This is a genomic window from Mesorhizobium sp. M0136, from assembly GCF_040322515.1.
Taxonomy (GTDB): domain Bacteria; phylum Pseudomonadota; class Alphaproteobacteria; order Rhizobiales; family Rhizobiaceae; genus Mesorhizobium.
Genome location: NZ_JAMYTP010000004.1, coordinates 244,851 through 270,638 on the forward strand (window position 1 = coordinate 244,851; position 25,788 = coordinate 270,638).

General features: G+C 61.2%; 24 protein-coding genes and 1 pseudogene. 4 read left to right on the top strand and 21 right to left on the bottom strand.

Annotation, left to right across the window (positions count from 1 at the left end; all coding sequences use genetic code 11):
* Positions 1-41 precede the first annotated feature (41 nt).
* From ntrX to dusB, 5 genes are all read right to left on the bottom strand, one after another.
* The gene (gene ntrX, locus NKJ35_RS06710) at positions 42-1,403 is read right to left on the bottom strand and encodes a nitrogen assimilation response regulator NtrX (RefSeq protein ID WP_352645779.1); all 1,362 of its coding nucleotides are present in this window, start codon (positions 1,401-1,403) and stop codon (positions 42-44) included.
* The gene (locus NKJ35_RS06715) at positions 1,393-3,678 is read right to left on the bottom strand and encodes a sensor histidine kinase NtrY-like (protein WP_352645781.1); all 2,286 of its coding nucleotides are present in this window, start codon (positions 3,676-3,678) and stop codon (positions 1,393-1,395) included. Before NKJ35_RS06715 ends, ntrX begins: the two co-directional genes overlap by 11 nt.
* A gap of 128 nt (positions 3,679-3,806) precedes the next feature.
* Positions 3,807-5,267 carry a nitrogen regulation protein NR(I) gene (ntrC, locus tag NKJ35_RS06720; protein WP_254817199.1) on the bottom strand — a complete coding sequence of 487 codons (1,461 nt, stop codon included), beginning with the start codon at positions 5,265-5,267 and terminating at the stop codon, positions 3,807-3,809.
* Entirely contained in the window at positions 5,264-6,406 is a 1,143-nt protein-coding gene (locus tag NKJ35_RS06725; RefSeq protein ID WP_023675075.1) for a two-component system sensor histidine kinase NtrB, read from the bottom strand. Before NKJ35_RS06725 ends, ntrC begins: the two co-directional genes overlap by 4 nt.
* Positions 6,403-7,431, bottom strand: a complete 1,029-nt coding sequence (gene dusB, locus NKJ35_RS06730) for a tRNA dihydrouridine synthase DusB (RefSeq protein WP_352645783.1) — start codon at positions 7,429-7,431, stop codon at positions 6,403-6,405. Before dusB ends, NKJ35_RS06725 begins: the two co-directional genes overlap by 4 nt.
* A 182-nt stretch (positions 7,432-7,613) precedes the next feature.
* Here dusB and NKJ35_RS06735 point away from each other — a divergent pair, with 182 nt between their 5' ends.
* The gene (locus NKJ35_RS06735) at positions 7,614-8,834 is read left to right on the top strand and encodes a bifunctional 2-C-methyl-D-erythritol 4-phosphate cytidylyltransferase/2-C-methyl-D-erythritol 2,4-cyclodiphosphate synthase (protein ID WP_352645784.1); all 1,221 of its coding nucleotides are present in this window, start codon (positions 7,614-7,616) and stop codon (positions 8,832-8,834) included.
* Positions 8,831-9,340: a CinA family protein gene (locus tag NKJ35_RS06740; protein WP_352645786.1), complete on the top strand. Its 510-nt coding sequence runs from the start codon at positions 8,831-8,833 to the stop codon at positions 9,338-9,340. The genes NKJ35_RS06735 and NKJ35_RS06740 overlap by 4 nt, the downstream gene beginning before the upstream one ends.
* Here NKJ35_RS06740 and NKJ35_RS06745 read toward each other — a convergent pair.
* From NKJ35_RS06745 to eno, 10 genes are all read right to left on the bottom strand, one after another.
* Positions 9,316-9,777, bottom strand: a complete 462-nt coding sequence (locus tag NKJ35_RS06745; RefSeq protein WP_352645788.1) for a type II toxin-antitoxin system RatA family toxin — start codon at positions 9,775-9,777, stop codon at positions 9,316-9,318. The genes NKJ35_RS06740 and NKJ35_RS06745 overlap by 25 nt on opposite strands.
* Before the next feature lie 12 nt (positions 9,778-9,789).
* Positions 9,790-10,755: a lipoyl synthase gene (lipA, locus tag NKJ35_RS06750; RefSeq protein ID WP_352645790.1), complete on the bottom strand. Its 966-nt coding sequence runs from the start codon at positions 10,753-10,755 to the stop codon at positions 9,790-9,792.
* Positions 10,756-10,892: 137 nt separating this feature from the next.
* Complete coding sequence (locus NKJ35_RS06755) at positions 10,893-11,150, bottom strand: GlsB/YeaQ/YmgE family stress response membrane protein (protein WP_023675081.1); 258 nt, start codon at positions 11,148-11,150, stop codon at positions 10,893-10,895.
* 98 nt (positions 11,151-11,248) lie between these two features.
* Positions 11,249-12,694, bottom strand: coding sequence for a dihydrolipoyl dehydrogenase (gene lpdA / locus NKJ35_RS06760; RefSeq protein WP_352645792.1), 1,446 nt, complete (start codon positions 12,692-12,694; stop codon positions 11,249-11,251).
* Positions 12,695-12,705: 11 nt separating this feature from the next.
* Positions 12,706-13,344, bottom strand: a complete 639-nt coding sequence (locus NKJ35_RS06765) for an SGNH/GDSL hydrolase family protein (protein ID WP_254817192.1) — start codon at positions 13,342-13,344, stop codon at positions 12,706-12,708.
* A 136-nt stretch (positions 13,345-13,480) separates the two neighbouring features.
* Entirely contained in the window at positions 13,481-14,857 is a 1,377-nt protein-coding gene (locus NKJ35_RS06770) for a pyruvate dehydrogenase complex dihydrolipoamide acetyltransferase (protein WP_352645794.1), read from the bottom strand.
* Between the two features lie 17 nt (positions 14,858-14,874).
* Complete coding sequence (locus NKJ35_RS06775) at positions 14,875-16,278, bottom strand: pyruvate dehydrogenase complex E1 component subunit beta (protein WP_352645796.1); 1,404 nt, start codon at positions 16,276-16,278, stop codon at positions 14,875-14,877.
* A gap of 15 nt (positions 16,279-16,293) precedes the next feature.
* A complete protein-coding gene (pdhA, locus tag NKJ35_RS06780; RefSeq protein ID WP_245274631.1) occupies positions 16,294-17,283 on the bottom strand; it encodes a pyruvate dehydrogenase (acetyl-transferring) E1 component subunit alpha in 990 nt (329 codons plus the stop codon).
* Between the two features lie 222 nt (positions 17,284-17,505).
* Positions 17,506-17,826 (bottom strand): FtsB family cell division protein, encoded by a 321-nt coding sequence (locus tag NKJ35_RS06785; protein WP_352478822.1) that lies wholly within the window; start codon positions 17,824-17,826, stop codon positions 17,506-17,508.
* Positions 17,827-17,959: 133 nt separating this feature from the next.
* Positions 17,960-19,234: a phosphopyruvate hydratase gene (gene eno / locus NKJ35_RS06790; RefSeq protein WP_352645797.1), complete on the bottom strand. Its 1,275-nt coding sequence runs from the start codon at positions 19,232-19,234 to the stop codon at positions 17,960-17,962.
* A gap of 213 nt (positions 19,235-19,447) precedes the next feature.
* Between eno and NKJ35_RS06795 the strand changes: the two genes are divergently transcribed.
* The gene (locus tag NKJ35_RS06795; RefSeq protein ID WP_084642452.1) at positions 19,448-19,570 is read left to right on the top strand and encodes a hypothetical protein; all 123 of its coding nucleotides are present in this window, start codon (positions 19,448-19,450) and stop codon (positions 19,568-19,570) included.
* A 77-nt stretch (positions 19,571-19,647) separates the two neighbouring features.
* On the opposite strand, the gene NKJ35_RS06800 is transcribed toward NKJ35_RS06795, so the two are convergent.
* The 5 genes from NKJ35_RS06800 to NKJ35_RS06820 form a co-directional block, all read right to left on the bottom strand.
* Positions 19,648-20,013, bottom strand: coding sequence for a PRC-barrel domain-containing protein (locus tag NKJ35_RS06800; protein WP_023675091.1), 366 nt, complete (start codon positions 20,011-20,013; stop codon positions 19,648-19,650).
* Positions 20,014-20,135: 122 nt separating this feature from the next.
* The gene (gene kdsA, locus NKJ35_RS06805; protein WP_254817187.1) at positions 20,136-20,987 is read right to left on the bottom strand and encodes a 3-deoxy-8-phosphooctulonate synthase; all 852 of its coding nucleotides are present in this window, start codon (positions 20,985-20,987) and stop codon (positions 20,136-20,138) included.
* Positions 20,984-21,868 (bottom strand): VOC family protein, encoded by an 885-nt coding sequence (locus NKJ35_RS06810; protein ID WP_352645799.1) that lies wholly within the window; start codon positions 21,866-21,868, stop codon positions 20,984-20,986. Before NKJ35_RS06810 ends, kdsA begins: the two co-directional genes overlap by 4 nt.
* A gap of 97 nt (positions 21,869-21,965) precedes the next feature.
* Positions 21,966-22,253 carry a Dabb family protein gene (locus NKJ35_RS06815; protein ID WP_254817185.1) on the bottom strand — a complete coding sequence of 96 codons (288 nt, stop codon included), beginning with the start codon at positions 22,251-22,253 and terminating at the stop codon, positions 21,966-21,968.
* A gap of 103 nt (positions 22,254-22,356) precedes the next feature.
* The gene (locus NKJ35_RS06820) at positions 22,357-22,491 is read right to left on the bottom strand and encodes a hypothetical protein (RefSeq protein WP_292655342.1); all 135 of its coding nucleotides are present in this window, start codon (positions 22,489-22,491) and stop codon (positions 22,357-22,359) included.
* A gap of 159 nt (positions 22,492-22,650) precedes the next feature.
* Here NKJ35_RS06820 and NKJ35_RS06825 point away from each other — a divergent pair, with 159 nt between their 5' ends.
* Positions 22,651-23,640 carry a glycerophosphodiester phosphodiesterase family protein gene (locus tag NKJ35_RS06825; RefSeq protein WP_352645801.1) on the top strand — a complete coding sequence of 330 codons (990 nt, stop codon included), beginning with the start codon at positions 22,651-22,653 and terminating at the stop codon, positions 23,638-23,640.
* A gap of 85 nt (positions 23,641-23,725) precedes the next feature.
* Here NKJ35_RS06825 and NKJ35_RS06830 read toward each other — a convergent pair.
* Positions 23,726-25,704: pseudogene (locus NKJ35_RS06830) on the bottom strand (bifunctional 2',3'-cyclic-nucleotide 2'-phosphodiesterase/3'-nucleotidase).
* Positions 25,705-25,788 lie beyond the last annotated feature (84 nt).

Here is a 25,788-nt window from a genome sequence, read left to right on the forward strand (position 1 = left end):
GCCGTAACCGATAATTGCGTGGGCCACGACTGGTTTGGCTGTCAGACGCCCAGCGACTTCAGCTTGCGGTGCAATGCAGAGCGTTCCATGCCGATAAACTCTGCCGTCTTCGAGATGTTGCCGCCAAAACGGTTGATCTGGGCGATCAGATAATCCTTTTCGAATTGTTCGCGTGCTTCACGCAGCGGCAGTGCCATTATGTGCTGATCGGACTTGTTTGGAGTGCGCGGCATGACGTCGCCGATCTCGGCAGGCAGGAGGTCGGCGGTGATCGGCGCATCGACATCGTCGCCACGCGCCAGGATCATCAGACGCTCGACATTGTTTCGCAACTGCCGAACGTTGCCCGGCCAGTTGTGCGCCTGCAGCACCGCCAGCGCGTCGTCGCCGATGCGGCGCGGCTTGATGCCGGCCTGGCGAGCGATCTGCTTCATGAAATTGTCGACCAGATAAGGAATGTCCTCGCGACGCTCGGCCAGTCCCGGCACCATGACCGGAACCACGGCCAGGCGATGATAAAGGTCCTCACGGAAACGGCCGTCGGCGATCATGGCTTCGAGGTTCTGCGAGGTCGACGAGATGATGCGCACGTCGACCTTGACCCGCTTGGTGCCCCCTACCCGCTCGAACTGCTGTTCGACCAGCACGCGCAGGATCTTGTTTTGCGTCTCGCGCGGCATGTCGGCCACTTCATCGATGTAGAGAATGCCGCGATGGGCTTCCTCCAGCGCGCCGACCTTGCGTTCGACGCCGTTCGATTCGGTGCCGAACAGCTCGATCTCCATACGCTCTGGCGTGATGTTGGCGGCGCTCAGCGTCACAAAAGGTCCACTCTTGCGCGCCGACAATGCGTGGATGGCGCGCGCCGCCAGTTCCTTGCCCGAGCCGGAGGGGCCGATAATCATGACGCGGCTGTTGGTCGGCGCGACGCGCTCGATGGTCTGGCGCAATTGGCTCATTGCCGACGACATGCCGATGAGGTCGAAAGTCTCGCCGCTGCGCAACTTGAGATCCGAAACCTCGCGTCTCAATTTGGACGTTTCAAGCGCCCGTTCGGCAATAAGGATCAGCCTGTCGGCCTTGAACGGCTTCTCAATAAAATCATAGGCGCCGCGGCGGATGGCCGAGACCGCCGTTTCGATATTGCCGTGGCCCGAGATCATCACCACCGGCAGGTTCGGGTGCATCGTCTTGATCTCGTCCAGCAAAGCGAGGCCATCGAGCCGCGAACCCTGCAGCCAGATGTCGAGGAAGATCAGCCGGGGTGCCCGGTCGGCGACCGCCGCCAGCGCGCTGTCGGCGTCAAACGCCGTGCGTGTTTCGTGACCTTCGTCGCTCAGGATACCGGCGACGAGTTCGCGGATGTCTTCCTCGTCATCGACGATGAGAATATCAGACGCCATTACCGACCTTTTCAGTTTCTTTTTCGTGTTCCGTCTTGCCCTCGCCGCGTATCGGAACTGTGGCGGCAACCGGCAGGATGATGCTGATCATTGCACCCCGCCCATCGTGGAAGTCCGCTGGTGCATCGTGCAATTCGAGTCGCCCGCCATGGTCCTCCACGATCTTCTTGACGATAGCGAGGCCAAGCCCGGTGCCTTTCTCGCGTGTCGTCATGTAAGGCTCGAGCAAGCGCTGCCGGTTTTCGCGCGGCAAGCCCCTGCCGTTGTCAATGACGTCGATTCGAATCGCGCCATTCTGACGCCCGGCTTGAATCCGGATTATGCCGTGCGGACGATCCTCTGCATCAAGTCCGTCGATGGCTTCGGCGGCATTCTTGATGACGTTGCCGAACGCCTGCGCCATCAGGCGGCTGTCGAACGTGCCTTTGAGCGGCTCATTGCCGAAGACGCGCTCGAAGGTGATGTCGGCACGGCTTACTTCGACCAAGAACGAGGCCTCGCGCAACGAATCGCGCAGATCGATTGCCTTCATTTCCGGTTTCGGCATGCGGGCGAACGCCGAGAACTCGTCGACCATGCGGCCGATGTCCTCCACTTGCCGGATGATGGTGTCGGTGCATTGATCGAAAACCTCACGGTCCTCGGTGATGACCTTGCCGTAACGGCGCTTGATGCGCTCGGCCGAAAGCTGGATCGGCGTCAGCGGGTTCTTGATCTCGTGGGCGATGCGCCGCGCCACGTCAGCCCATGCAGAGGAACGCTGTGCCTGGACCAGATCGGTAATGTCGTCGACTGTCACGACGTAGGACTTATCCTCCGAACCGTCGTCGCCGGCTTCAATCGTGATCTGCACGTTGAAGGTCCGTTCGGTGCCGGCACGATAGAAGGTGACCTGTTCGCGATAGACCGGCTTGCCCGATTTGCGGCCGATCTCGAAGACGCGGCCGACATGCGGCAGCACCGCGGAAAGGTTCTGCCCAAGCGCTGCCGGAGCGGATATGGCCAGCATCGTTTCGGCCGAACGGTTGACGATGGTGACGATGCCATATGGATCGACGCCGATGACCCCGGCGGTGACGCCGGCAAGCACCGCCTCCGAAAAGCGCCGCCGCTCGTCGATCAAATCCTTGGCCGACAGGATCTCGTTGCGCTGCGATTTCAGCTCCATCAGCATCTTGTTGAAGGTGTCGCCGAGCGAGGCGACGTCACCGTCGGAGGGGCGGACAGGCACGGCTACGTCGAGATTGCCGGTAGCGACCTCGTCGGCGGCGCCGATGAGCTGACGAATCGGCCGCACCAGGCGGTCGGCCACCGCAATGCCGGTCCAGATGGCGGACAGGATAATGATCAGCGTCAGCGACAAATAGGGAAGCGCGAAAGCCACTTGCGAGGTGCGGCGATTGTCTTCGAGACCGCGATATTCGGCGGTGTTGGATTTGACGATCTGCCGCGCCTTGATCACCTCGGGATCGACGAGGCGGATGGTGTAAAGATAGAGGCCGTCGATCTCGCGCAGCTTGACGATGGCACCCATGATGTTGCGGGTGCGCGGTTCTATCAGCACCGGCTTGCCGTCTGCAGCGCTTGCCACGGCGCCCTCAGGCGGCTCTGGCATGGCAAAGTCCGCGTCGGTCTTGGCGCTCATGACGAAGGAACCATCGGGCTTGATGAGTGCCGCGTGCGCCAGCGAGCGACCCACCGCCTCCTTGTTCATGAGGTCGAGGAAACCGATACGATCGAGGCCGTAAAGCGTGCGCGAAGCGTCGAGGTCGTAAGCCATCGACAACGTCGTGCCCTGAAGATTTCGCGCGTTTTCCTGCACATAGGCGTCAGCGATCGACAACGACGAATTGACGATCGTCTTGGTGCGGATCTCGAACCAGCGGTCGAGGCCGATGTCGAGCGTGATCGACGCGATGATCGCCACCATGATGGCGGGGATGGCGGCGACCAGCGCAAACATCGCCACTATGCGCACATGCAGCCGCGACGCAGCCTTGCCATGCCGTCGTGCCATCAGGATGCGATGCACCTCGCGGCCGACCAGCAAAATCAGAAACAGGACGAACGCCGCATTAAGCGCAATCAGCGCCAGCGTCGTCCTCGCGTCGGGCGTGATCGGCGTCGCACCGACCAGAATGGCGAAGGAGATCGCCGCCGTCACCAGCGCACCGGCAATGGCGATCACGCCCGGCAGCGCAAGCAGCCGGCGACCGTCTCGCGCGCCCGTATTGCTGAAAAGCGATTTGCTCAGTGTCGGTGCGTGCAGGGCCATGTCGCCGTCTAGAGCCAGTGATTACGTCGGATGTATGCAACGCATTGTGGCGATTATGCAACAAGTGTGGCCTAGACGGAAATCTTTCGGCAATCGATCCCCTGGAAAGCGCTCGTAAAGGGATTCGTCTAGACCTGCCTGGACGATTTGTAGACGTTGACGCCGAGTTCGCGAATCTTCTTGCGCAGCGTGTTGCGGTTGAGCCCCAGCAATTCGGCAGCCTTGATCTGGTTACCGCGCGTTGCGGTCATCGAGGCGAGGACCAGCGGATATTCGACCTCAGAGAGGATTCGCTGATAGAGCCCGGCCGGGGGCAGGTCGCCGGCAAACGAGGCAAAATAGCGTTGCAGGAAATGCTCCACCGCCTGGCCGATGGAAAGGTCATCGGGAATGAGGTTGCCGCCACCTGGAACGACAGGCCTTTCGCCGGTCTTCAACTCCGCCTCGATGATCTCGGCGGAAATCTCGTCCTGCGAATACAGTGCGGCCAGCCTGCGAATGAGGTTTTCGAGTTCGCGCACATTACCGGGCCATGGGTAGCGCTTCATCAGCTCGATGCCGCCGGTGGAAATGCGCTTGGTCTGCAAGCCTTCACTGACGCCGAGCTTGAAGAAGTGGCGGACGAGGTCCGGAATGTCCTCCGACCGCTCGCGCAGCGCCGGCAGCCTGAGCGGCACAACATTCAAGCGGTAGAACAGGTCCTCGCGGAAAAGCCCCTGATTAATCAGTGTGCGCAGGTCCTTGTTGGTGGCAGCGACGATGCGCACGTCGGTCTTGATCGGCGTGCGGCCGCCGACCGTGGTGTATTCGCCCTGCTGCAACACACGCAGCAGCCGCGTCTGCGCTTCCATCGGCATATCACCGATCTCGTCGAGGAAGAGCGTGCCGCCTTCGGCCTGCTCGAAACGGCCGGTGGAGCGGTTCTGCGCGCCGGTAAAGGCGCCCTTCTCGTGCCCGAACAACTCCGATTCGATCAGGTCGCGCGGGATCGCCGCCATGTTGATAGCGACGAACGGACCGCCTCGGCGGCGGCCGTATTCATGCAGCGCGCGCGCCACCAGTTCCTTGCCGGTACCCGACTCGCCGCTGATCATGACCGTCAGGTCGGTCTGCATCATGCGCGCCAGCATGCGGTAGATGTCCTGCATGGCCGCCGAGCGGCCGACCAGCGGCATCGTTTCCGGCGGCTCGTCGGCCCGCGTATCGATCTTCGGCCGCCGCGGCTCGGAAAGAGCGCGGTTGACGATGTTAAGCAGCTCCGTCAGGTCGAACGGTTTCGGCAGATACTCGTAGGCCCCGGTTTCGGAGGCACGAATTGCTGTCATGAACGTGTTCTGCGCACTCATGACGATGACCGGCAGTTCCGGTCGCGCCTTCTTGATGCGCGGCAGCATGTCGAAGGCGTTCTCGTCAGGCATGACAACATCGGTGATAACCAGATCGCCCTCGCCCGCCGCAACCCAGCGCCACAGCGTCGAAGCGTTGGACGTGACGCGCACGTCATGGCCGACGCGCGAAAGCGCCTGGTTGAGGACAGTGCGGATGGCCGCATCGTCGTCGGCGACGAGAATATTGCCGCGAACGGTCATTTGCGGTCTCCTTCACCGTCGTCGTCGGTGCCAAACTGGGTTTCTTTCCACGCCGGCATCAGGATGCGGAAAGTGGTGCCGCGCGGGGTCGATTCGCATTCAATGATGCCGCCATGCTCGCCGACGATCTTTGCGACCAGCGCCAGACCGAGACCGGAGCCGTTCGGCTTGGTAGTGATGAAAGGATCGAATAGGATCGGCAGGATGTCTTCGGAAACACCCGAACCGTTGTCACGCACGCAGAATTCCAATGGCAGCGATACGCGGTCCTGGGTCCCGGGTACGGAAACACGGATGCCCGGACGGAAGGCGGTCGATAGCATGATCTCGCCCTGCGGATCACTGCCGATCGCCTCGGCGGCATTTTTTACCAGATTGAGAAACACCTGGATGAGCTGGTCGCGATTGGCAAAAACCGGAGGCAATGATGGATCATAGTCCTCCAATATCTTGATTCGCTTGGCAAAACCGTTCTTGGCGATTGCCTTGACATGGTCGAGCACGACATGGATGTTGACGGGGTAGCGGTCGATCGGCCGCTCGTCGGAAAACACCTCCATGCGGTCGACCAGCGAGACAATGCGGTCGGTCTCGTCGGTGATCAGCCTGGTCAGTGCGCGATCCTCGTCGGACGCCGACAGCTCTAGCAACTGCGCAGCACCACGAATGCCGGACAGCGGGTTCTTGATCTCATGGGCAAGCATCGCGGCGAGGCCGGTGACCGAGCGTGCCGCACCGCGATGCGTCATCTGCCGGTCGATCTTGTCGGCCATTGAGCGTTCCTGGAACATCACCACGACCGAGCCTGGAAATTCCGTCACTGGTGCGACGTAGAGGTCGACCACCTTCTCGATGCCGAGACGTGGCGACGACACGTCGACCCGGTATTCGTTGACCGGTGCCCGGCGCTCGCGCACCTGGTCGACAAGCGTCAGCAGCGGGCTGCCGAAAGGAATGAGCTTGTGCAGCGTGTTGCGGGCGAGCATCGTGGCGCTCGACCGGAAAAAATCCTCGGCATCGGCATTGGCGAAGGTGATGAAACCTTGCGGATCGACCATGATTACCGGCCGGCGAATGGTGTTGAGCACAATATGCGCGGCGTCCGCCATATCCGTGCTCTGTGTGACGGTGGCGTTCATGCCGCACTCCGCAGGTTCGCCGCTTCGGGAGCGGTTGAAAACATGTCGCGCAGCAACGCAATGACACGCCCAGGCTCGAAAGACGTGAGTATGGTCTTGCGCCGGTCGTCGCTTGTGCCGCCGGCGTGGCGGTCGAGATACCAGCCGAGATGCTTGCGCGCCTGGCGCACTCCGCTTTCCACGCCATAGAGCGCCAGCATGTCTTCGTAATGGGCAATGACGTAGTCGGCCAGCGCTTGCGGGCTTTCCGGCATGCTGGATACCGGCTCGGCCAGCGCGGCCGCTACAATGCTGCCGGCCGTCCACGGCGCGCCATAGTGCGCGCGGCCGACCATCACCGCGTCGGCGCCAGACTGCTCGAGGATCGACGCGGCCTCTGCCGGCGAGCCGACATCGCCATTGGCAACGACCGGGATAGAGACCGCCTGCTTGACGCGTGCGATGGCACGCCAGTCGGCCTTGCCCTGGTAGAACTGACAACGTGTCCGGCCGTGTACCGTCACCATCATCACCCCGGCCTGCTCGGCGCGTCGCGCCAGCATCGGCGCGTTGAGCGCACCTTCGTCCCAGCCGAGCCGCATCTTGACCGTGACCGGCACGTTGACCGCGCCGACCACCGCTTCGATCAGCGACAGCGCGTGGTCGAGGTCTCGCATCAGTGCCGAACCGGCATAGCCGCCCGTCACCTTCTTGGCCGGACAGCCCATGTTGATGTCGATGATGTCGGCGCCCTCGCCGGCCGCGATTCGCGCGCCCTCGGCCATGTGCACCGCCTCGCGGCCGGCAAGCTGGACCATGTGAACAGGCAGCCCGGAATGACGGATGCGCAGGCCCGAACCAGCCCTGCCCTTTGCAAGCTCACCGCTCGCCACCATTTCCGATACAACCAGCCCGGCGCCATGGGCATGGGCGCGCTGCCGGAACGGTTCGTCGGTAATGCCCGACATCGGCGCGAGAAACACGCGATTGCGGATTCTCACGCCACCCACATCTAGCGGCGAAGCCAATTTGGTCACATCAGGCATGCACAAAAACCAAGCACCTTCGGTTGCTGCACATTCTCTAGCCAGAACGACGGCAATGTGCAACGCGCAATGTCGTGACATTAAGGCGCATTTGGGAAAAAAAACGGATCGCCGCACCGCATCAATCCTGGGTCTTTCAAAAGCGATACCACTTTTCGGGATCATGGGTTAAGCGTCTCGGCATGAGAGATGTGAGCGAAAAGCAAGCTGCGGACGACAAGGTCGCCGTGGTCATCGTTGCTGCCGGCCGCGGCACGCGCGCCGGACAGGCCAATGGGCCAAAGCAGTACCAGCAAATTGGCGGCGGCGCCGTTATTGCACGCACGCTCGGCGCCTTTCTGACGCATCCGAAGATTGGACCTGTCGTCGTTGCTATCCATGCCGACGACGGCGCGCTTTTCCGCCGTACGGCCGGTGCGAACGCCGACCGTGTCGTCGCTGTGACCGGCGGTACGTCACGGCAGGAGTCCGTCCGCCTTGGACTGCTGGCGTTGAGAAGCAATGCGCCGGGCCGGGTCCTGATCCATGATGCGGCCCGGCCGTTTGTCGATGCGGAACTGATAGACCGCACGATCGCCGCTATTGGCGAGCGCCAGGGGGCACTGCCTGCTTTGCCGGTTGCCGATACGCTCAAGCGCGAAACGGCAGAAGGCATGATCGGCGAAACCGTGTCCAGGGCCGGGCTGTATGCCGCACAGACACCGCAAGGCTTTCCGTTCTGGCCGATTCTGGCTGCGCACGAAAAGGCTCATCATCTGGGCAAAGCGGATTTCACCGACGATGCGGCAATCGCCGAATGGGCGCATATTCCGGTGAAGATCGTTCCTGGCTCGCCGGAGAACGTCAAACTGACCTGGGCACGGGATATTGCAATGGCGGATCAGCGGCTTTCTAGCGCCCCACGTTTTCCCGACATCCGAACGGGCAATGGCTATGACGTCCATGCGTTCGAGCCCGGCGACCATGTCACCCTGTGCGGCGTCGCCATTCCACACGACAGGAAATTGTCCGGCCATTCGGATGCCGATGTCGGTCTCCACGCCTTGACCGACGCCCTGCTCGCCACCTGCGGCGCCGGTGACATCGGCACGCATTTCCCGCCCTCCGACCCACAGTGGAAAGGGGCCGCTTCACGCATCTTCGTCGAACACGCGGCCAAGCTGGTGCGCGCGCGCGGCGGGCGCATCGCCAACGTCGATATCACCCTGATCTGCGAGGCGCCGCGCGTCGGCCCGCATCGCGAGGCCATGACCGAAACGCTTTCCGCAATCCTGCGAATTTCGCGCGATCGCATTTCGATCAAGGCGACAACCAATGAGAAGCTCGGCTTCGTCGGCCGTGAGGAAGGCATAGCGGCCATCGCGACCGCCAGCGTCGTGTTTCCAGGGGATGTCCCCGAGTGAGCAATAGCGATCTCGCAGATGCCCTGCTTCAGGCCTGCCAGCAGCGCGGCATCACGCTGGCGACGGCCGAGAGCTGCACCGGCGGCATGATCATCGCCGCCCTGACCGACATCGCCGGCTCTTCCGCGGTGGTCGATCGCGGCTTCATCACCTATTCCAACCAGGCCAAGACCGAGATGCTCGGCGTCTCGGCCGCTACGCTCGAGGCGCACGGCGCGGTCTCGCGCGAGACCGCGGTGGAGATGGCGGCCGGAGCCTTGGCCCATTCGCCGGCCGGGCTTGCGCTGGCGGTAACTGGCATCGCCGGTCCGGCCGGCGGCTCGGCGGAAAAACCTGTCGGCCTGGTCTGGTTCGGCGTTGCCCTGGCTGGCCGGCCGGTAGTCAGCGAATGCCAGCTGTTCGCCGACAAGGGCCGTGATTTCATCCGCCGGGAGACAGTCCGGCATGCGCTTGAGCTGGGTCTGCGCGCGCTCGCTGCGGATCAGGCTGCCGATGGCGCGCCGTAGATGATTTCGGCCCTTTTCTCGAACGCCTCGGAGAACATGCGGAAGGCGCGGTCGAACATGGTTCCCATCAACGCACCCAAAATGCGGCTCTTGAACTCGTAGTCGATAAAGAAGCAGACGTTGCAACCGCTGCCGTTCGCCGGGTCGAAGCGCCAGACATTGCTCAGATATTTGAAAGGGCCGTCAATGTATTTGACATCGATGGCGTTCTCATCCGGCTTCAGCAGCACCTGCGTGGTAAAGGTCTCGCGGATCGCCTTGTAGCCGATGCTCATGTCGGCGATGAGCAAGGTGCGTCCGTCGCGTTCCTTGCGTGAGCGAACCGTCAGTGCCTCGCAAAGCGGCAGGAATTGCGGGTAGGATTCGACATCGGCGACCAGAGCGAACATCTGCTCCGGCGTATGCGCGACGCGGCGATGGGCTTCGAATTGTGGCATGAAACCAGTTTGTTAGGCGGACTTCCTGAGAAACGCTTCACGCGCCGCGCGTAGTCTGGCGAAATCGTCGCCGGCATGGTGCGACGAGCGCGTCAGCGGGCTTGACGCCACCAGCAGGAAGCCCTTGGTCTTGCCGATCGTCTCGAAGGACTTGAATTCCTCAGGCGTGACGAAGCGGATCACCGGATGGTGTTTCTTCGACGGCTGCAGATATTGGCCGATGGTCATGAAATCGACATTGGCCGAACGCAGATCGTCCATTAGTTGCAGGATTTCGTTCCGCTCCTCGCCAAGGCCAACCATGATGCCGGACTTGGTGAAGATCGAGGGGTCAAGCTCCTTGACCCGCTGCAAGAGCCTGATCGAGTGGAAATAGCGCGCGCCCGGCCGAACCGTCAGATAGTTAGACGGCACGGTCTCGAGATTATGGTTGAAAACATCCGGCTTGGCCGCCACGACAATCTCCAGCGCACCGTCCTTGCGCAGGAAATCGGGCGTCAGGATTTCGATCGTCGTCAACGGGGTTGCTGCCCTGATCGCACGGATGACATCGGCAAAATGCTGGGCCCCGCCATCGGCGAGATCGTCGCGATCGACGGAGGTGATGACGACATGGCTCAAGCCCATCTGCTTGACCGCATGCGCGACACGCGCCGGCTCGTCGGGATCCAGTGCGGTCGGGATGCCGGTGGCGACATTGCAAAAGGCGCAGGCCCGCGTGCAGATCTCGCCCATGATCATGAAGGTGGCGTGCTTCTTCTCCCAGCACTCGCCGATATTGGGGCAGCCCGCCTCTTCGCAAACCGTCACCAGCTTGTGAGACTTCACGATTTCACGCGTCTCGGCATAGCCTTTCGACATCGGCGCCTTGACGCGGATCCAGTCAGGCTTGCGCAGTACGTCCTGATCCGGCTTGTGCGCCTTTTCGGGATGCCGCAGGCGCGGCGCATTGGCAATCGTGTCAAGGACGGTGACCATGTGAAACCCGGCTCATTGGCAAGCGCTTGTCCAGCGCTCGCTCTACCCACGTCATCTAGGACTTTTCGGCGAAAAGAAAAAGGCCGCGATCACGCATGCCGCGGTGGCCTTTTTCGCATAGCAAGTGCCGACAGAGGTTACCGGCGCACCAGTCGTCCGACCGCAATCAGAATGCAGGCGCCGATGAAGCCGGTGATCAGATAGGCGATCCAGCCGACGCCGAAGATGCCGATGTTCAGGGCCTGCAAGATGGCGTTCAACACGATTGCGCCGACAATGCCGAGAACGATGTTCATGAGGATGCCGGTATTGCTCTTCATGACCATCTCGGCGAGCCATCCCGCCAGGCCACCGATGATGATGGCTGCTACCCAGCCCACGCCGTTCATTTCCATATGCCCTCTCCTTGTATGATGGATGATGCCTGCGAAACGAATTGCTCTGCCGTCGAGTTCCTTTGTGTCTTCCCTGTGAGACTCGCCCAACTAATTTATCATGCATTCAGTGCGCGACCATAGGCGTCGAGTACACTCTCCTTCATCATCTCTGACAGCGTCGGGTGCGGGAAGATCGTGTGCATCAGCTCTTCCTCGGTGGTCTCCAGATTCATCGCCACGACGAAGCCCTGGATCAGTTCGGTTACTTCTGCGCCGACCATGTGGGCACCCAGCAACTGGCCGGTCTTCTTGTCGAAAATGGTCTTGACGAAGCCTTGGTCCTCGCCGAGCGCAATCGCTTTGCCGTTTGCCGCGAACTGAAAGCGGCCGACACGGATGTCCTTTCCGTCGGCTTTCGCTTTGGCTTCCGTCAGTCCGACCGAGGCGACTTGCGGATTGCAATAGGTGCAGCCTGGGATCTTCAGCTTGTCGGTGGCATGCACGCCGGGGAAATTGGCGATCTTTTCCACACAGACCACGCCCTCATGCTCGGCCTTGTGGGCGAGCATCGGCGGTCCGGCAACGTCGCCGATGGCGTAGACGCCCGGTACATTGGTCTTGCCGTAGCCGTCGACGACGACGCAACCGCGGTCGGTCTTCACGCCGAGCGTCTCGAGGCCGAGGTTTTCGATGTTACCCTGTACGCCGACGGCCGAGATCATACGATCGGCGGTGATCTTCTCGACCTTGCCGTCCTTCATCTCGACATGCGCGGTGACCGAACTGGCGCCCTTCTCGACCTTGGTTACCTTGGCTTCTAGGATGATCTTCATGCCCTGCTTCTCGAACTGCTTTTGCGCAAACTTCGACACTTCGGCGTCCTCGACCGGCATCACGGCTGGCAGCAGTTCGACCACCGTCACCTCGGCGCCCATGGTGCGGTAGAACGAGGCGAACTCGATGCCGATGGCGCCCGAGCCCATCACCAGCAGCGATTTTGGCATCTCTTTCGGCACCATCGCCTCGAAATAGGTCCAGATCAACTTGCCGTCAGGCTCGATGCCGGGCAGCGCGCGCGGCCTGGCGCCGGTCGCCAGAATGATGTGTTTGGCGCTATAGGTGCCCTCGCCCTTGACGCCCTTGGGAGCCGGCGGCTGCGGCTCCATCGGCTTCTTCGACGATTTCGACACGACGATCTCGCCAGGTTTGGTCAGCTTGGCTTCGCCCCAGATGACGTCGACCTTGTTCTTCTTCATCAGGAAGCCGACGCCGCCGTTGAGCCGCAGCGAGACCTTTCGTGACCGATCGACGACGGCGGCTGTGTCGACGCTGACCTTGCCGTCGATCTTCAGGCCGTAGTCCTTCAGATGATCCGAATAGTGCATGATTTCGGCGGAGCGCAGCAGCGCCTTGGTCGGAATGCAACCCCAGTTCAGGCAGATGCCACCCAAGTGCTCGCGCTCGACGATCGCCGTCTTGAAGCCAAGCTGCGCCGAACGCACTGCAGTGACATAGCCGCCGGGGCCGGAGCCGATGATGATGACGTCGTAGTTCTCAGCCACGGCTTTCTCCTTCACAATTCCAACATAAGGCGCACGAACGGCGCCAGCGCTTGCCCGACGTTCCGCGTGTTTTCTGCGTCGAGGTGGACGCCGTCGAGCGGCGTCGTTTTGGCCACCGTGCCGGCATCGAAGAAGCCGCAGCCGGCCTCGTCGGCAAGGGCGGAATATTGCGGCGCCAGCCGCTTTGACGCGTCATCGCCGCCGGCGAACATTTCCTTGAACTCGGCGTTTTCCGTGCGGCTGACCACGGGCGGCGCGACGATCAGGATCTGCGGCGCCGGCCAATTGAACGGGTAATCGTGACCGCGCACGATATCGATCAGGCGTTGCATGCCTTGCTTGGCCGCGACCGGATTACCATGAATCCACGGCTTCATATCGTTGGCGCCGAGCATGATGATGATCAAGTCGATCGGTGCGTGCGTCGTTAGGATTGTTGGCAACAGCCTTGCGCCGTTGCGGTCCGCCCCGGCCAAGTGATCGTCGAAGGCGGTGGTTCGGCCATTCAGGCCTTCGGCAACGACCTCGACGCCGCTGCCCAGTGCCGCCTGCAGCACGCTCGGCCAGCGATCTTCCAGCGGGTGCCGGCCGAGGCTTGCCGCGTCATAGCCCCAGGTCAGCGAATCGCCATAGCAGAGGACCGTTTTCATGCGTTTTCCCCCTCCAACAAAGACCTATCCGCAATCGCTACCGCCCGAACAGCCAATGTACGATAATCGTTTACGAGCCGGATTGGATGGAGGCGAAAAGGCTGGTGTAGAATTTCCGCACCGCCCTGTTCCCTGCTTAGACCAGCATGCCCATCGGATTTTCGATCATGCGCTTGAAGGCGACGAGCAACTCGGCGCCGAGCGCACCGTCGACTGCGCGGTGATCGGTCGACAGCGTCACCGACATGATTGTTGCGATCTTGATCTCGCCGTTCTTCACCACCGCGCGTTGCTCGCCGGCGCCGACCGCCAGGATCGTCGCATGCGGCGGGTTGATGACGGCAGAAAAATCCTTGACGCCGAACATGCCGAGATTGGACACCGCCGTGGTGCCGCCCTGATATTCTTCCGGCTTCAGCTTGCGGCTGCGGGCGCGGCCGGCAAGATCCTTCATCTCGTTGGAGATGACGGACATCGTCTTTTCGTCAGCACGCCGGATGATGGGGGTGATGAGGCCGCCGGGGATCGACACGGCAACGCCGACATCGGCGTGCTTGTGCTTGATCATGGCGTTTTCTGTCCACGACGCATTGGCGTCCGGAACCGCCATCAGCGCCATGGCCAGAGCCTTGATGACCATGTCGTTGACCGACAGCTTGTAGGCCGGCGTTTCGCCCTTCTCGGTCTTCTTCACCGGGGCGGCCGCATTGATCTGTGTGCGCAGGGCCAGAAGTGCATCGAGTTCGCAGTCGAGCGTCAGATAGAAATGCGGAATGGTGGTCTTGGCCTCGACCAGCCGCCGCGCAATGGTCTTGCGCATATTGTCGTGCGGGATCAGCTCGTAGGAGCCTTCGGCAAACAGTTTGAGCACCTGCTCGTCCGGCATCGCCTTGGGTGCTGCGGTCGCAGGTGCCGCAGCGCCGGCGGGCGCCGCTTTTGCTGCTGGTGCCGCCTTGGCGCCGCCACTGGAAATCGCGGCATCGACATCGGCCTTTACCACGCGGCCGTGGGGGCCGGAGCCGGTCAGCGCCGCGACATCTATACCGGCTTCGCTGGCGATGCGCCGGGCCAGCGGCGAGGCGAAGATGCGCTCACCGTTTGCATGGCCGTTGGCGGCCGGCGCCGCTTCCGCCTTAGCTGCAGGTGCGGCAGGCTCCTGCTTCAGCGCTTCGGGCTTTGGTGTTTCAGCTTTGGAGGCGTCCGCTTTCGGAGCCTCAGCCTTTGCCGGCGCAGCGCCGTCACCGCTTTTCGCGGCGGCCGCCGCATCCTCCCCCTCAGCCGCCAGCACCGCGATCAGCGCATTGACCTTGACGCCTTCAGTGCCGGCCGGAACCACCAGCTTGGCAACCGTGCCTTCGTCGACGGCTTCGACTTCCATCGTTGCCTTGTCGGTCTCGATCTCGGCGATCACGTCGCCGGGCGAAACCTTGTCGCCCTCCTTGACCAGCCACTTGGAAAGGTTGCCCTCCTCCATTGTGGGCGACAGCGCCGGCATGGTGATGTTGATAGGCATTTTGTCCTCCGCCCTGCTCAGCGATACGTGACGGCTTTGACCGCCTCGACGACCTCGCCGACATTGGGCAGCGCCAGCTTTTCGAGGTTCGCCGCATAGGGCATCGGCACGTCCTTGCCGGCAATGGTGATGACCGGTGCGTCGAGGAAATCGAAGGCCCGCTGCGAGACCTGATTGGCGATATGGTCGCCGACCGAGTTCTGCGGAAAGCCTTCCTCGACCACCACCAGGCGATTGGTCTTTTTGACCGAAGCGATGATCGTGTCGAAGTCGAGCGGGCGGATGGTGCGCAAGTCGATTATCTCGGCATCGATGCCCATGCCACGCAACTCCGCCTCGGCCTTGATCGCGTAGGTCATGCCGATGCCGAACGAGACGATGGTCACGTCCTTGCCGGATTTGTGAATGCGTGCCTTACCGATCGGCAGCACGAAATCGTCCATCTTCGGCACGTCGAAGGAGTGGCCGTAAAGGATTTCGTTCTCGAGGAAGATGACCGGGTTCGGGTCGCGGATCGCCGCCTTAAGCAGACCCTTGGCGTCGGCGGCGGTATAAGGCATCACCACTTTCAGGCCGGGAATATGGCTGTACCAGGCGGCATAGCATTGCGAATGCTGCGCGGCGACGCGGGCAGCCGCCCCGTTCGGGCCGCGAAAGACGATCGGGGCACCCATCTGGCCGCCAGACATGTAGAGCGTCTTGGCGGCAGAATTGATGATCTGGTCGATCGCCTGCATGGCGAAGTTGAAGGTCATGAATTCGACGATCGGCTTCAAGCCGGCCATCGCCGCGCCAACACCAACGCCGGCAAAGCCGTGCTCGGTGATCGGCGTGTCGACCACGCGCCGCGGACCGAATTCCTGCAACAGGCCTTGCGTGATCTTGTAGGCACCCTGGTACTCGGCAACCTCCTCGCCCATGACAAAGACATCGCCGTCGCGGCGCATTTCCTCCGCCATTGCATCGCGTAAGGCTTCACGCACCGTGGTCGAGACCATTTCGGTGCCGGCCGGGATGTCCGGATCGGCGGCAATTTCCAGCTTGGGCGAGGCGGCAACAGGGGCTGCCGCTTCGTTCTTGGCCGGAGCAGCCGCGGGGGGCGGAGCAGCCGCGGGCGCTTCCGCTTGCGACTCAATGGCCTCCTCGCCGATACCTTCGCCGGCCTCGTCGACGTCTTCGCCATCGACGGCCAGCACAGCGATCAGTGTGTTGACTTTGACACCCTCGGTGCCGGCAGGAACCACGATCTTGGCAAGCGTGCCGTCGTCCACGGCTTCGACTTCCATCGTTGCCTTGTCGGTCTCAATCTCGGCAATGGCGTCACCCGCCGCGACCTTGTCGCCCTCTTTCTTCAACCACTTGGAAACATTACCCTCTTCCATGGTCGGCGAGAGGGCGGGCATGAGAATTTCGATCGGCATGTCCTTGCCCTCTCGTTAAAGTACGATGTCGGTCCAGAGCTCGGACGGATCCGGCTCCGCGTCGTTCTGGGCAAATTCTGCGGCGTCGGCGACGACGTCGCGGACTTCCTTGTCGATGGCCTTGAGTTCGTCCTCGCTTGCCCATTTCTTGTCGAGCAGCCGCGCCTTGACCTGCTCGATCGGGTCACGTTCGGAGCGCATTTTCTGCACTTCTTCCTTGGAGCGGTATTTTGCCGGATCCGACATCGAATGGCCGCGGTAACGATAGGTCTGCATTTCGAGAATGAGCGGCCCGTTGCCGGCGCGGCACCATTCGGCGGCGAGGTCGCCGGCGGCCTTAACGGCGCGCACATCCATGCCGTCGACCTGGATGCCTGGAATCTTGAAGGAGGCGCCGCGGTGCGAGAAATCCGTCTCGGCCGAAGAGCGCGAGACCGAGGTGCCCATGGCGTAGCGGTTGTTCTCGATGATGTAGATCACCGGAAGCTTCCACAGCGAGGCCATGTTGAAGCTTTCGTAGACCTGGCCCTGGTTCGCTGCGCCATCGCCGAAATAGGTCAGCGTCACATTGTTGTTGCCGCGATAGCGGTTGGCGAAGGCAATGCCGGTGCCGAGCGACACTTGCGCGCCGACGATGCCGTGGCCGCCGTAAAAATGCTTCTCCTTGGAGAACATGTGCATGGAGCCGCCCTTGCCTCTCGACAGGCCGCTACGGCGCCCGGTCAGTTCGGCCATGACGCCGCGCGGTGACAACTCCATGGCCAGCATATGACCATGGTCGCGATAGGCGGTGATCATCTGGTCGCCATCGATCAGCGCCATCTTCATGCCGGTAACGACCGCTTCCTGGCCGATGTAGAGGTGGCAGAAACCGCCGATGAAGCCCATGCCGTAAAGCTGGCCTGCCTTTTCCTCGAAGCGGCGGATGAGCAACATGTGCCGGTAGGCGGCAAGCTCCTGGTCTTTGGTGAATTCAACAGGCTTCGGGGTGGAAAGGCCCGGCATCTTGCCGTCTGATTTGGATTTGGCAGGCACTTTTCTGGTGGCGGTGGCCATGCATCACTCCCTGTTGGCGTCTCTTGGCGGACAGCGAGGGAGATCAGTTCTCCCACCGATTTGAGGCAGGCTAACATGCAGGGAAGGCTTTCGCCATGCCGAAAACGCATGGCTGTCATGCATCTAAGCAATTAAAATCATTGCAAATATCGCCGATTAACTGAAATCGGGTTATCTTGCGACCGGCAACATGATGGTGATCTCGTCGGCGTGGGACAGATTAAGCGCCTTGCGCGCCTGCTCGTCCAGCATGTCCTTCTCCAGCGTGCCCTCATGCATCAGCTGAACGCGGCGCTCGAGATCGATCCGACGTGCCTTGACGGTATCGAGCCTGCCCTGCAATTCGGCAGTCTCGGCTTCGAGCCGATACTTGGAATATATCCCGAACTCGCCATGATAGGCATGGAAGCCGAAATAAGTCAGGAACACCACGCAGAGCGAGGGGATGATCAGCCGGCCGGTGTTTCTTTGCTTGTGCTGGCGTGTCCACATGGTCCGAATCCTCTAGGCCGCCTTTGTCGCCCGATTGTGCTTAATGGACGGTTACAGCCTGTTGGATTCAGAGCCAGGAAGCAAAAAAGGGCGGGAATGTCCCCGCCCTCGCCGCCACGGATTTCTCTCGAAATCAGCTTTTCACGATCGACTTGCCGGCATATTGCGCCTGCTTGCCGAGCTCCTCCTCAATGCGGATGAGCTGGTTGTACTTGGCCATGCGATCCGAGCGCGACAGCGAGCCCGTCTTGATCTGCCCGCAATTGGTGGCAACGGCGAGGTCGGCGATGGTCGAATCCTCGGTCTCGCCCGAGCGGTGCGACATCACCGCGGTATAGCCGGCCTTGTGCGCGGTCTCGACGGCGTCGAGCGTTTCGGTAAGCGAGCCGATCTGGTTGACCTTGACCAGGATCGAATTGGCGACACCCATGCGGATGCCGTCGCGCAGCCGCGCCGTGTTGGTGACGAACAGATCGTCGCCAACCAGCTGCGTTTGCTTGCCGATGAGATCGGTCAGTATTTTCCAACCGTCCCAGTCATCCTCCGCCAGGCCGTCCTCAATGGTGATGATCGGGTAGTCGCCAGCAAGTTTGGCCAGATATCTGGCCTGTGCCTTCGGGTCGCGGGTTTTCCTCTCGCCTTCATAGACGTAGTTACCATCCTTGAAGAATTCGGTCGCCGCGCAGTCGAGGCCTAGCGCAACCTCCTCGCCAGGCTTGAAGCCAGCCTGCTCGATCGATTCCATGATGAAGTCGAGCGCGGCCGGCGCGCTCTTCAGGTTGGGAGCAAAGCCGCCCTCGTCACCGACATTGGTGTTATGGCCGGCGTCCTTCAGCTTCTTTCGCAGCGTATGAAAGATCTCCGAGCCCCAGCGCACGCCGTCGCGCAGCGTCGGCGCGCCGATCGGCAGGATCATGAATTCCTGGAAATCGATCGGGTTGTCGGCATGCGCGCCGCCATTGATGATATTCATCATAGGCACCGGCAGCACATGGGCCTTGGTACCGCCGACATAACGGTAGAGCGGCAGGTCGGCCGCTTCGGCCGCGGCCTTGGCCACCGCCAGCGACACGCCGAGGATGGCATTGGCGCCGAGCCGGCTCTTGTTGGCCGTACCATCGAGCTCGATCATGGTCTGGTCGATATGGATCTGATTCTCTGCCTCCATGCCGCCGATCGCCTCGAACAGCTCGCCGTTCACCGCCTCGACCGCCGTGAGCACGCCCTTGCCGAGATAGCGGGGGCCGCCATCGCGCAGTTCGACCGCCTCATGCGCGCCGGTAGAGGCACCGGACGGCACCGCGGCGCGACCCATCGAACCGTCTTCGAGCACGACGTCGACCTCGACGGTCGGATTTCCGCGGCTGTCCAGGATTTCACGCCCGACAATGTCGATGATGGCCGTCATTGCGATGTCCCCGATTGATCGATTGAAGCGTCGCGCACCTCTTAGCCAAAGCGCCGCAAAACGCAATCGGGGCAGTTGCAAATATTGCCCCGCGCCCATTGCCGCTCTTGGGACTCACGAAGCACAAAACACTGTCATCATTTGTCATAGGCCGCATGCCGGTTTCTGGTTTATGGCTGTTGTCGCGCGGGGCGAAACAGGAGGAGTTTCGCCATGTCCCAGTTGAGCGGTATTGTGAGTTTGTTCCTGATCGCGGCTGCGTTCCTGACGTCGTGCGACAATCAGCAACCCCCGCAGGGATCGTCGCCTTTGCCGGCCCTGCAGATTGCGCAGTAGCAACCCGCCACATCGAAAGGCCCCCGATTTCCCGGGGGCCTTTTTGATTCCAGGAGACTTAGTCAGTGCCAGTAAGGTCAATGCCAGTAAGGCTCGACCTTGTAGTAGTTGTATGAGGCGTCACGTGCGGCCTCGCCGTCGGCGCCGGTCAGCTCGTTGATCGAGTAAGAAGGAGCGGCCATCAGCTGGTCTTTGGTGAACGGCACGACATAGCCACCCTTGTTCTCGTCATAATCAAGGCTCGCCCACGGAATGGCGTGGTATTTCTCGCCAATGCCGAGAAATCCGCCAAAACCGATCACGGCAAACATGATTCCGTTCGACAATTTGTCGAGCATAACGTCCTCGATGTCGCCGATATGAGTGCCTTCCGTGTTGTAGACCGATGTGCCGATAACCCGCGAAGCGGCGATGGCTTCGGTGTGTCCCGTCTGGGTCGTCATGGTGTTCTCCTCGTCGTCGTTGACATTAGATTTTGACAATGAGGGCCGCGGGCTAAGGTTCCAGGCGGGTTCGAAATTCTTCAAAGTTTTCTTGACGACGCTGCTGTGGCGCAACTGCTGGTTCAACCCACGCTCTTGGCGATGCGATCGAAGGCCATCAGCCGTTCAAGCAATGCGGGAAGATCCTTTAGCGGCACCATGTTGGGACCGTCGGAAGGCGCGTTGTCGGGGTCCTGGTGCGTCTCGATGAAGACGCCGGCGACGCCAACCGCGACGGCCGCGCGCGCCAGCGTCTCGACAAAGCGCCGGTCGCCTCCAGACGAACCGCCCTGCCCACCCGGCTGCTGCACGGAATGGGTGGCATCGAAAATCACCGGCGCGCCGATCTCGGCCATGATCGGCAGCGCCCGCATGTCGGACACCAGGGTGTTGTAACCAAAGGATGCGCCGCGCTCGGTCACCAAGACATTGGCGTTGCCGGAGCCGATGATCTTGGCGACGACGTTCTTCATGTCCCACGGCGCGAGGAATTGGCCCTTCTTCACATTGACCACCTTGCCGGTTCTTGCCGCAGCAATCAGCAAATCGGTCTGTCGGCTGAGGAAGGCAGGAATCTGCAGGATATCGGCATGCGGAGCGACGATCGCGCATTGTTCCTCAGTGTGGACGTCGGTCAGGATCGGCAGCGCAAAATTCTTGCGCAAGTCGTCGAAGATCGGCATTGCCGCTTCAAGTCCCGCGCCGCGCGTGCCGCCAAGCGAGGTGCGGTTGGCCTTGTCGTAGCTGGTCTTGTAGACGAGCCCAATGCCGAGCCTTTCAGTCAATTCCTTTAGCGCACCGGCCATGTCGAAAGCGTGCTGCCGCGATTCCAGCTGACATGGACCGGCGATCAGCGATAAGGGCGCGCTGTTGCCGAAAATGACTTTGCCGACCGCAACGGAAGAGTTCGGCATCAGTGGATTGAGCTTGTTCATGCGATCTCCCGGAAAATAAAGGCGGCGCCCTGCCCTGGCGCGGGCGGCACGATGATATCACTGCCGCGCGTGTGATGTTCGACGGAATTGGCTGCAAGCAGCTTGGCGACGGCGTCGGCGTGCCCAATCGAAAAGACGATCCCGGCAAAGCGGAGTTCAGATGGCGCGCCGGCGGGAATGCCGAAGCGTGCCGAATAGGCTGCAGGATCCAGAATGGTCACTACGGCATTCGGCAGCTCATAGACAGTGCCGCCCTGCGCCTCGATTCCGGCTGCGATCGAAATCAAGCGGCCTTGTTCGAAAGGTTCGCCAGTGACTGCTACGACTTCGACAATGCCGGTTGCGCCATTAGCGTGGCCCTGCAACGCAGTGCGGTCGACGTTCGGCGCATTGATCCGCTCGCAGGCGAAGAGAAAAGCGTCCGTTGCCTTGCCTGTAGCCGCGAAGGCCAGTTTGAACGATGCGGTGTCGCTCTTTCCCGTCGCATCGGTGAAGGCGCGCGAAAAGCTTAGCGCGTCCCCCGCCGACAGACCGGCTTCCATGTAACGCGCGTGGTCCGCGGCGGCGCTTTCGGTGCCCAGCGCCACGGCAGAAAATCCTTCATCGCCGTTTTCTTCGCGATAGGTGCGATCACGCGCGACAAAGACATTGCGGTTCGCGATCGCCTTTGCCACGGCCTGTCTGTCGGCGACCACGAGCGGCTCGAGATAGGTGCCGTCGGTGTGGAAGACACAGCAGTTTTTCGTTCCGAAAGGGTGGATACCTGTCGGCGCAACAGTAAAGCCAAGCAGGGTCAAGCGCGCCCGCGCAATATCGAGGCTCGCGGTCGGCAGCACCAGGTGATCGAGCGGATGAGGCCTTGCGGAGGTGTTCTCGGTCATGTCCCGCGCGGTGTGCCTCATTCCTGAAAATGGTTCAAGGGCTTGGCCGACGCCTCAGCGGCAAGACCATTATCAGCGCCTAGGGGACGGCGGCTCGTCAACTTGCAACGATGTCGGCCGAATAACGCAATTCGCGTAGCGGTTTGACCCGGCTGGTCGTCTCTGCATAGAGCGGATGCGCCTTGTAGGCGGCGAGCGCCGCTTCGTCCTCGAACTCGGCGTAGACGACCACATCGATCTCATCCGAGAGCGGGTCGACCTTGGTGTTGAGCGTTACCTCGAAATGACGCGAATGAGGTATCTTGCCAAGCGCAAGGAGGCCCGTGCGCACTGCCTCGACATCCGCTTTATGCCGTGCGCTGAAGAAAACGATATGCCGGATCAACCCAGCCTCCTCGACCGTTGGACCGGCGTTCTTTTGTGTCAGCGGCAGCGTGCCGTCAATCGGCAGGTTTGTCGCGTCTGCGAACCGTAGCAGCGAAGAGAAACTACACCATGCTGGTTACATAGTGCACGATGCGGGTCACCTCCCTGACCGTCCTGTCGAGGTAGCGGCCTTGGTTGTAAATGCCGTCCCAGATCAGGAAAAAGGTGACGGTCGTGATGACGATGACATAGCGCATGACTAAAACTAGCGCATATAGACGGCTGCAACCATAACGATTCCAACGCTGCTGGGGACCCTCCCCGGGAATCTTTAGCGGCCGTTTGATCTGCCCGGCCGTCAAAAAGTCCGATCGTGACGCAGGATGCGGCCATAACGGCCAATGGGAAATCATATCATGCGCAGACGGACGATCTCCCTCGTTGCAATTCTTGTCGCTGCAGGCGGCATCTGGCTCAACAACACCTCGCTGCTTTCGAGCCGGCCGGCCGGCACCCCTTCGGTGCTTGCGCATCGCGGCCTGGCTCAGGATTTCGACCGTACGAACCTCCGATCGGAAACATGCACGGCCGCTCGCATGCTGACGCCGCGCCATTCCTTCCTCGAGAACACGATACCGTCGATGGAAGCCGCCTTCGCGCTCGGTGCGGACGCGCTCGAACTTGATGTCCATCCTACCACGGACGGCAAGTTCGCCGTCTTCCACGATTGGACGCTGGATTGTCGCACCGACGGCAAGGGTGAAACGCGCAGCCATGCAATGTCCGAATTGAAGACGCTCGATATTGGTTATGGCTACACTGCCGATGGCGGCAAGACCTTTCCGTTTCGCGGCAAGGGTGTCGGCATGATGCCGTCGCTGGATGAAGTCTTGCAGCGCTTCCCGAACCGGCGCTTCAACATCAACGTCAAAAGCAACGATCCCAAGGAAGGCGAGATGCTGGCTGCCTGGCTCGCCACATTGACGCCGGCCGAGCGCGCCAATCTGACGGTCTATGGCGGCGACAGGCCTATGGACGCGGTCAAGGCAGCATTGCCGGATACGCACACGCTGAGCCGCGCATCCCTGACGCGCTGCATTCTTCGCTACACTGCGCTCGGCTGGAGCGGCTACGTTCCTGATGCCTGCCGCCAGGGCACTTTGCTCATCCCCGTCAATATCGCAAAGTGGATGTGGGGCTGGCCGGACCGTTTTCTCGACCGTATGGACGGTGTCGGCAGCCATGTCTACCTGCTCGGTCCCTATTCCGGCGGCGGCTTTTCACAAGGCCTCGACGACCCAGCCTCGATCGACCAACTGCCGGACGATTATTCCGGTGGGATTTCGACGGACGCACTGGATCTGGTCATGCCTGCCATCAAGCGGCGTTTCGCACCACGTGGGTGACAAGGCCATCTGCTGGAAAAAGGTTTGCCATACCGGACAGTATCTTAGCGCTGGGACAGTTTCGAGTCGACGCTCAAATCCTCACCTAGAGAGTGATGCGGTACTTGGCAACCCTGCTTCGCCCTCGCCCGCCGGCCCGATCTTCAGCGACGTCACTTGCGCAATGAAATCCTTTGCCCTGGCGCCGGTCTGGAATACGACGCTGGTTCCCGGTAGTGGCGCAAACGACCAGTTGGCGTCCGCCGACGGATTGATGGTGCCTTTGCTGACGATATAACGCACGATCACATCGCGGTTGGTGTCGGGCGCTTCGTAGATGATCTTCGAGGCATTGATCTGCGGGAAATTGCCTCCGCCGCCGGCTCGGTAGTTGTTGGTGGCGACGACGAATTTCCGCTTGGGATCAATTGGATTGCCGTTGAACATCAAGTCAATGATGCGGTTCGAGCCAGCATTCACCAGCCCGCCCTTCGAATCATATTTCGGTGGCTGCGACAGATCGATTTTGTAGGTGACGCCGTCGATCACGTCGAAATTATAGGATGGGAAGTCAGTGTTGATGAGCGCCTGGTCGGCTTTGCCCGGTTCGATCCGGTTGAAGATGCCGGCCGACATTTCCAGCCATTCCTTCACCTCCGCTCCGGTGATTTCGACGGCGCGCACCGTGTTTGGATAGAGGTAGAGGTCGGCGACGTTCTTGATGGCGATATCGCCCACCGGCACGTCGGTGTAGTAGTCGGCGCCGTTGCGCCCACCCGCCTTGAACGGTGCCGCTGCCGACAGCAGCGGCATATCCTTCCACTCGGTGTTCTTCAGGATGTCCTTCAAGTACCAGGTCTGCGCCTGACTGACGATCTGGACCGATGGATCGTCGGCGACCAGCGCAAAATAGGAATAGAGCGGCGCCGAGGTTTTGCCGACAGGCCGGCGCACATAGGCGAGCGTCGCCTCGTGATCCTGTTTGAGCGCGTCGACGATGCGCTGGTCGTCCGCGACGGTCGGCTTGTTCGTCTTGTCGACCCGCTCAAAGATCGGCCTGGCCTCAGAGGTCGCCGAGACGATTTTCCATGTCGATCCGTCGCGCTCCAGCAACAGATCGATCAGCCCCATATGCGAGCCCCAGAAGCCGGCCATAACGGCGGGCTTGCCTTGCAGCGTGCCTTTCGCCGGATCGACGGCTTCCAGCAACTGAAAGTCCTTCTTGCCAGGGAAGACGAGGTGCTGGTGGCCGGTGAACACCGCATCGATGCCTTCGACACCTGCCACGAAGACGGAGGCATTCTCCATCATGTCGCTTTGCTTCACGTCGATGCCGGAATGGGAGAGCGCAATGACGATGTCGGCGCCTTCTTCCTTAATTTGCGGCACCCACGCCTTGGCCGCCTCGACGATGTCGCGCGTCTTGACACTGCCTTCGAGATTTTTCAGGTCCCAGACCATGATCTGCGGCGGCACGAAGCCAATGATGCCGATCCTGATCGGTTGCTCGGCGCCCGATCCGTCTTTGATCTTCCTGTCGAGGATGACATACGGCTTGAGATAGAGCTTGTCGTCGCGCGGGTTCGCGGCGAGCTCGGTGCCGCGGATCAGGTTCGCGCAGACGAACGGGAAATTGGCGCCGGCCAGCACCTTGTCCATGAACGACAGGCCATAGTTGAACTCGTGGTTGCCGAGCGTCGAGCATTCGTAGCCGAGCAGGTTCATGCCCTTCATGACCGGATGCAGATCGCCATCCTTCATCCCTCTCTCGTAGGCGATGTAGTCGCCCATCGGGTTGCCTTGTAGAAGGTCGCCATTATCGACCAGCATCGCGTTGGTTGCTTCCTTGCGCACGGCTTCAATCAACGATGCCGTTCGCGACAGCCCCATCGTGTCGTTGGCTTTGTCGGCGTAGTAATCGTAAGGCAGCACATTCACGTGGATGTCGGTCGTCTCCATAATTCTCAGATGCGCCTGATTGGCTTGAGCACGGGCGGAGAACGGGTGCAGCATGATCAGCGCTCCGCTGGCGGCAACGCCGGCGAGGAAATCGCGGCGTGAGACGAGGTGGCGCAGTTGGGACATTCGTTTTCTCTTTCTTCCACGACGTGACAAGTCCTGCCCTAAGCAAAGCTTCGCGCCGAAATCCAGCCGAGTCCAGAAGCCGAT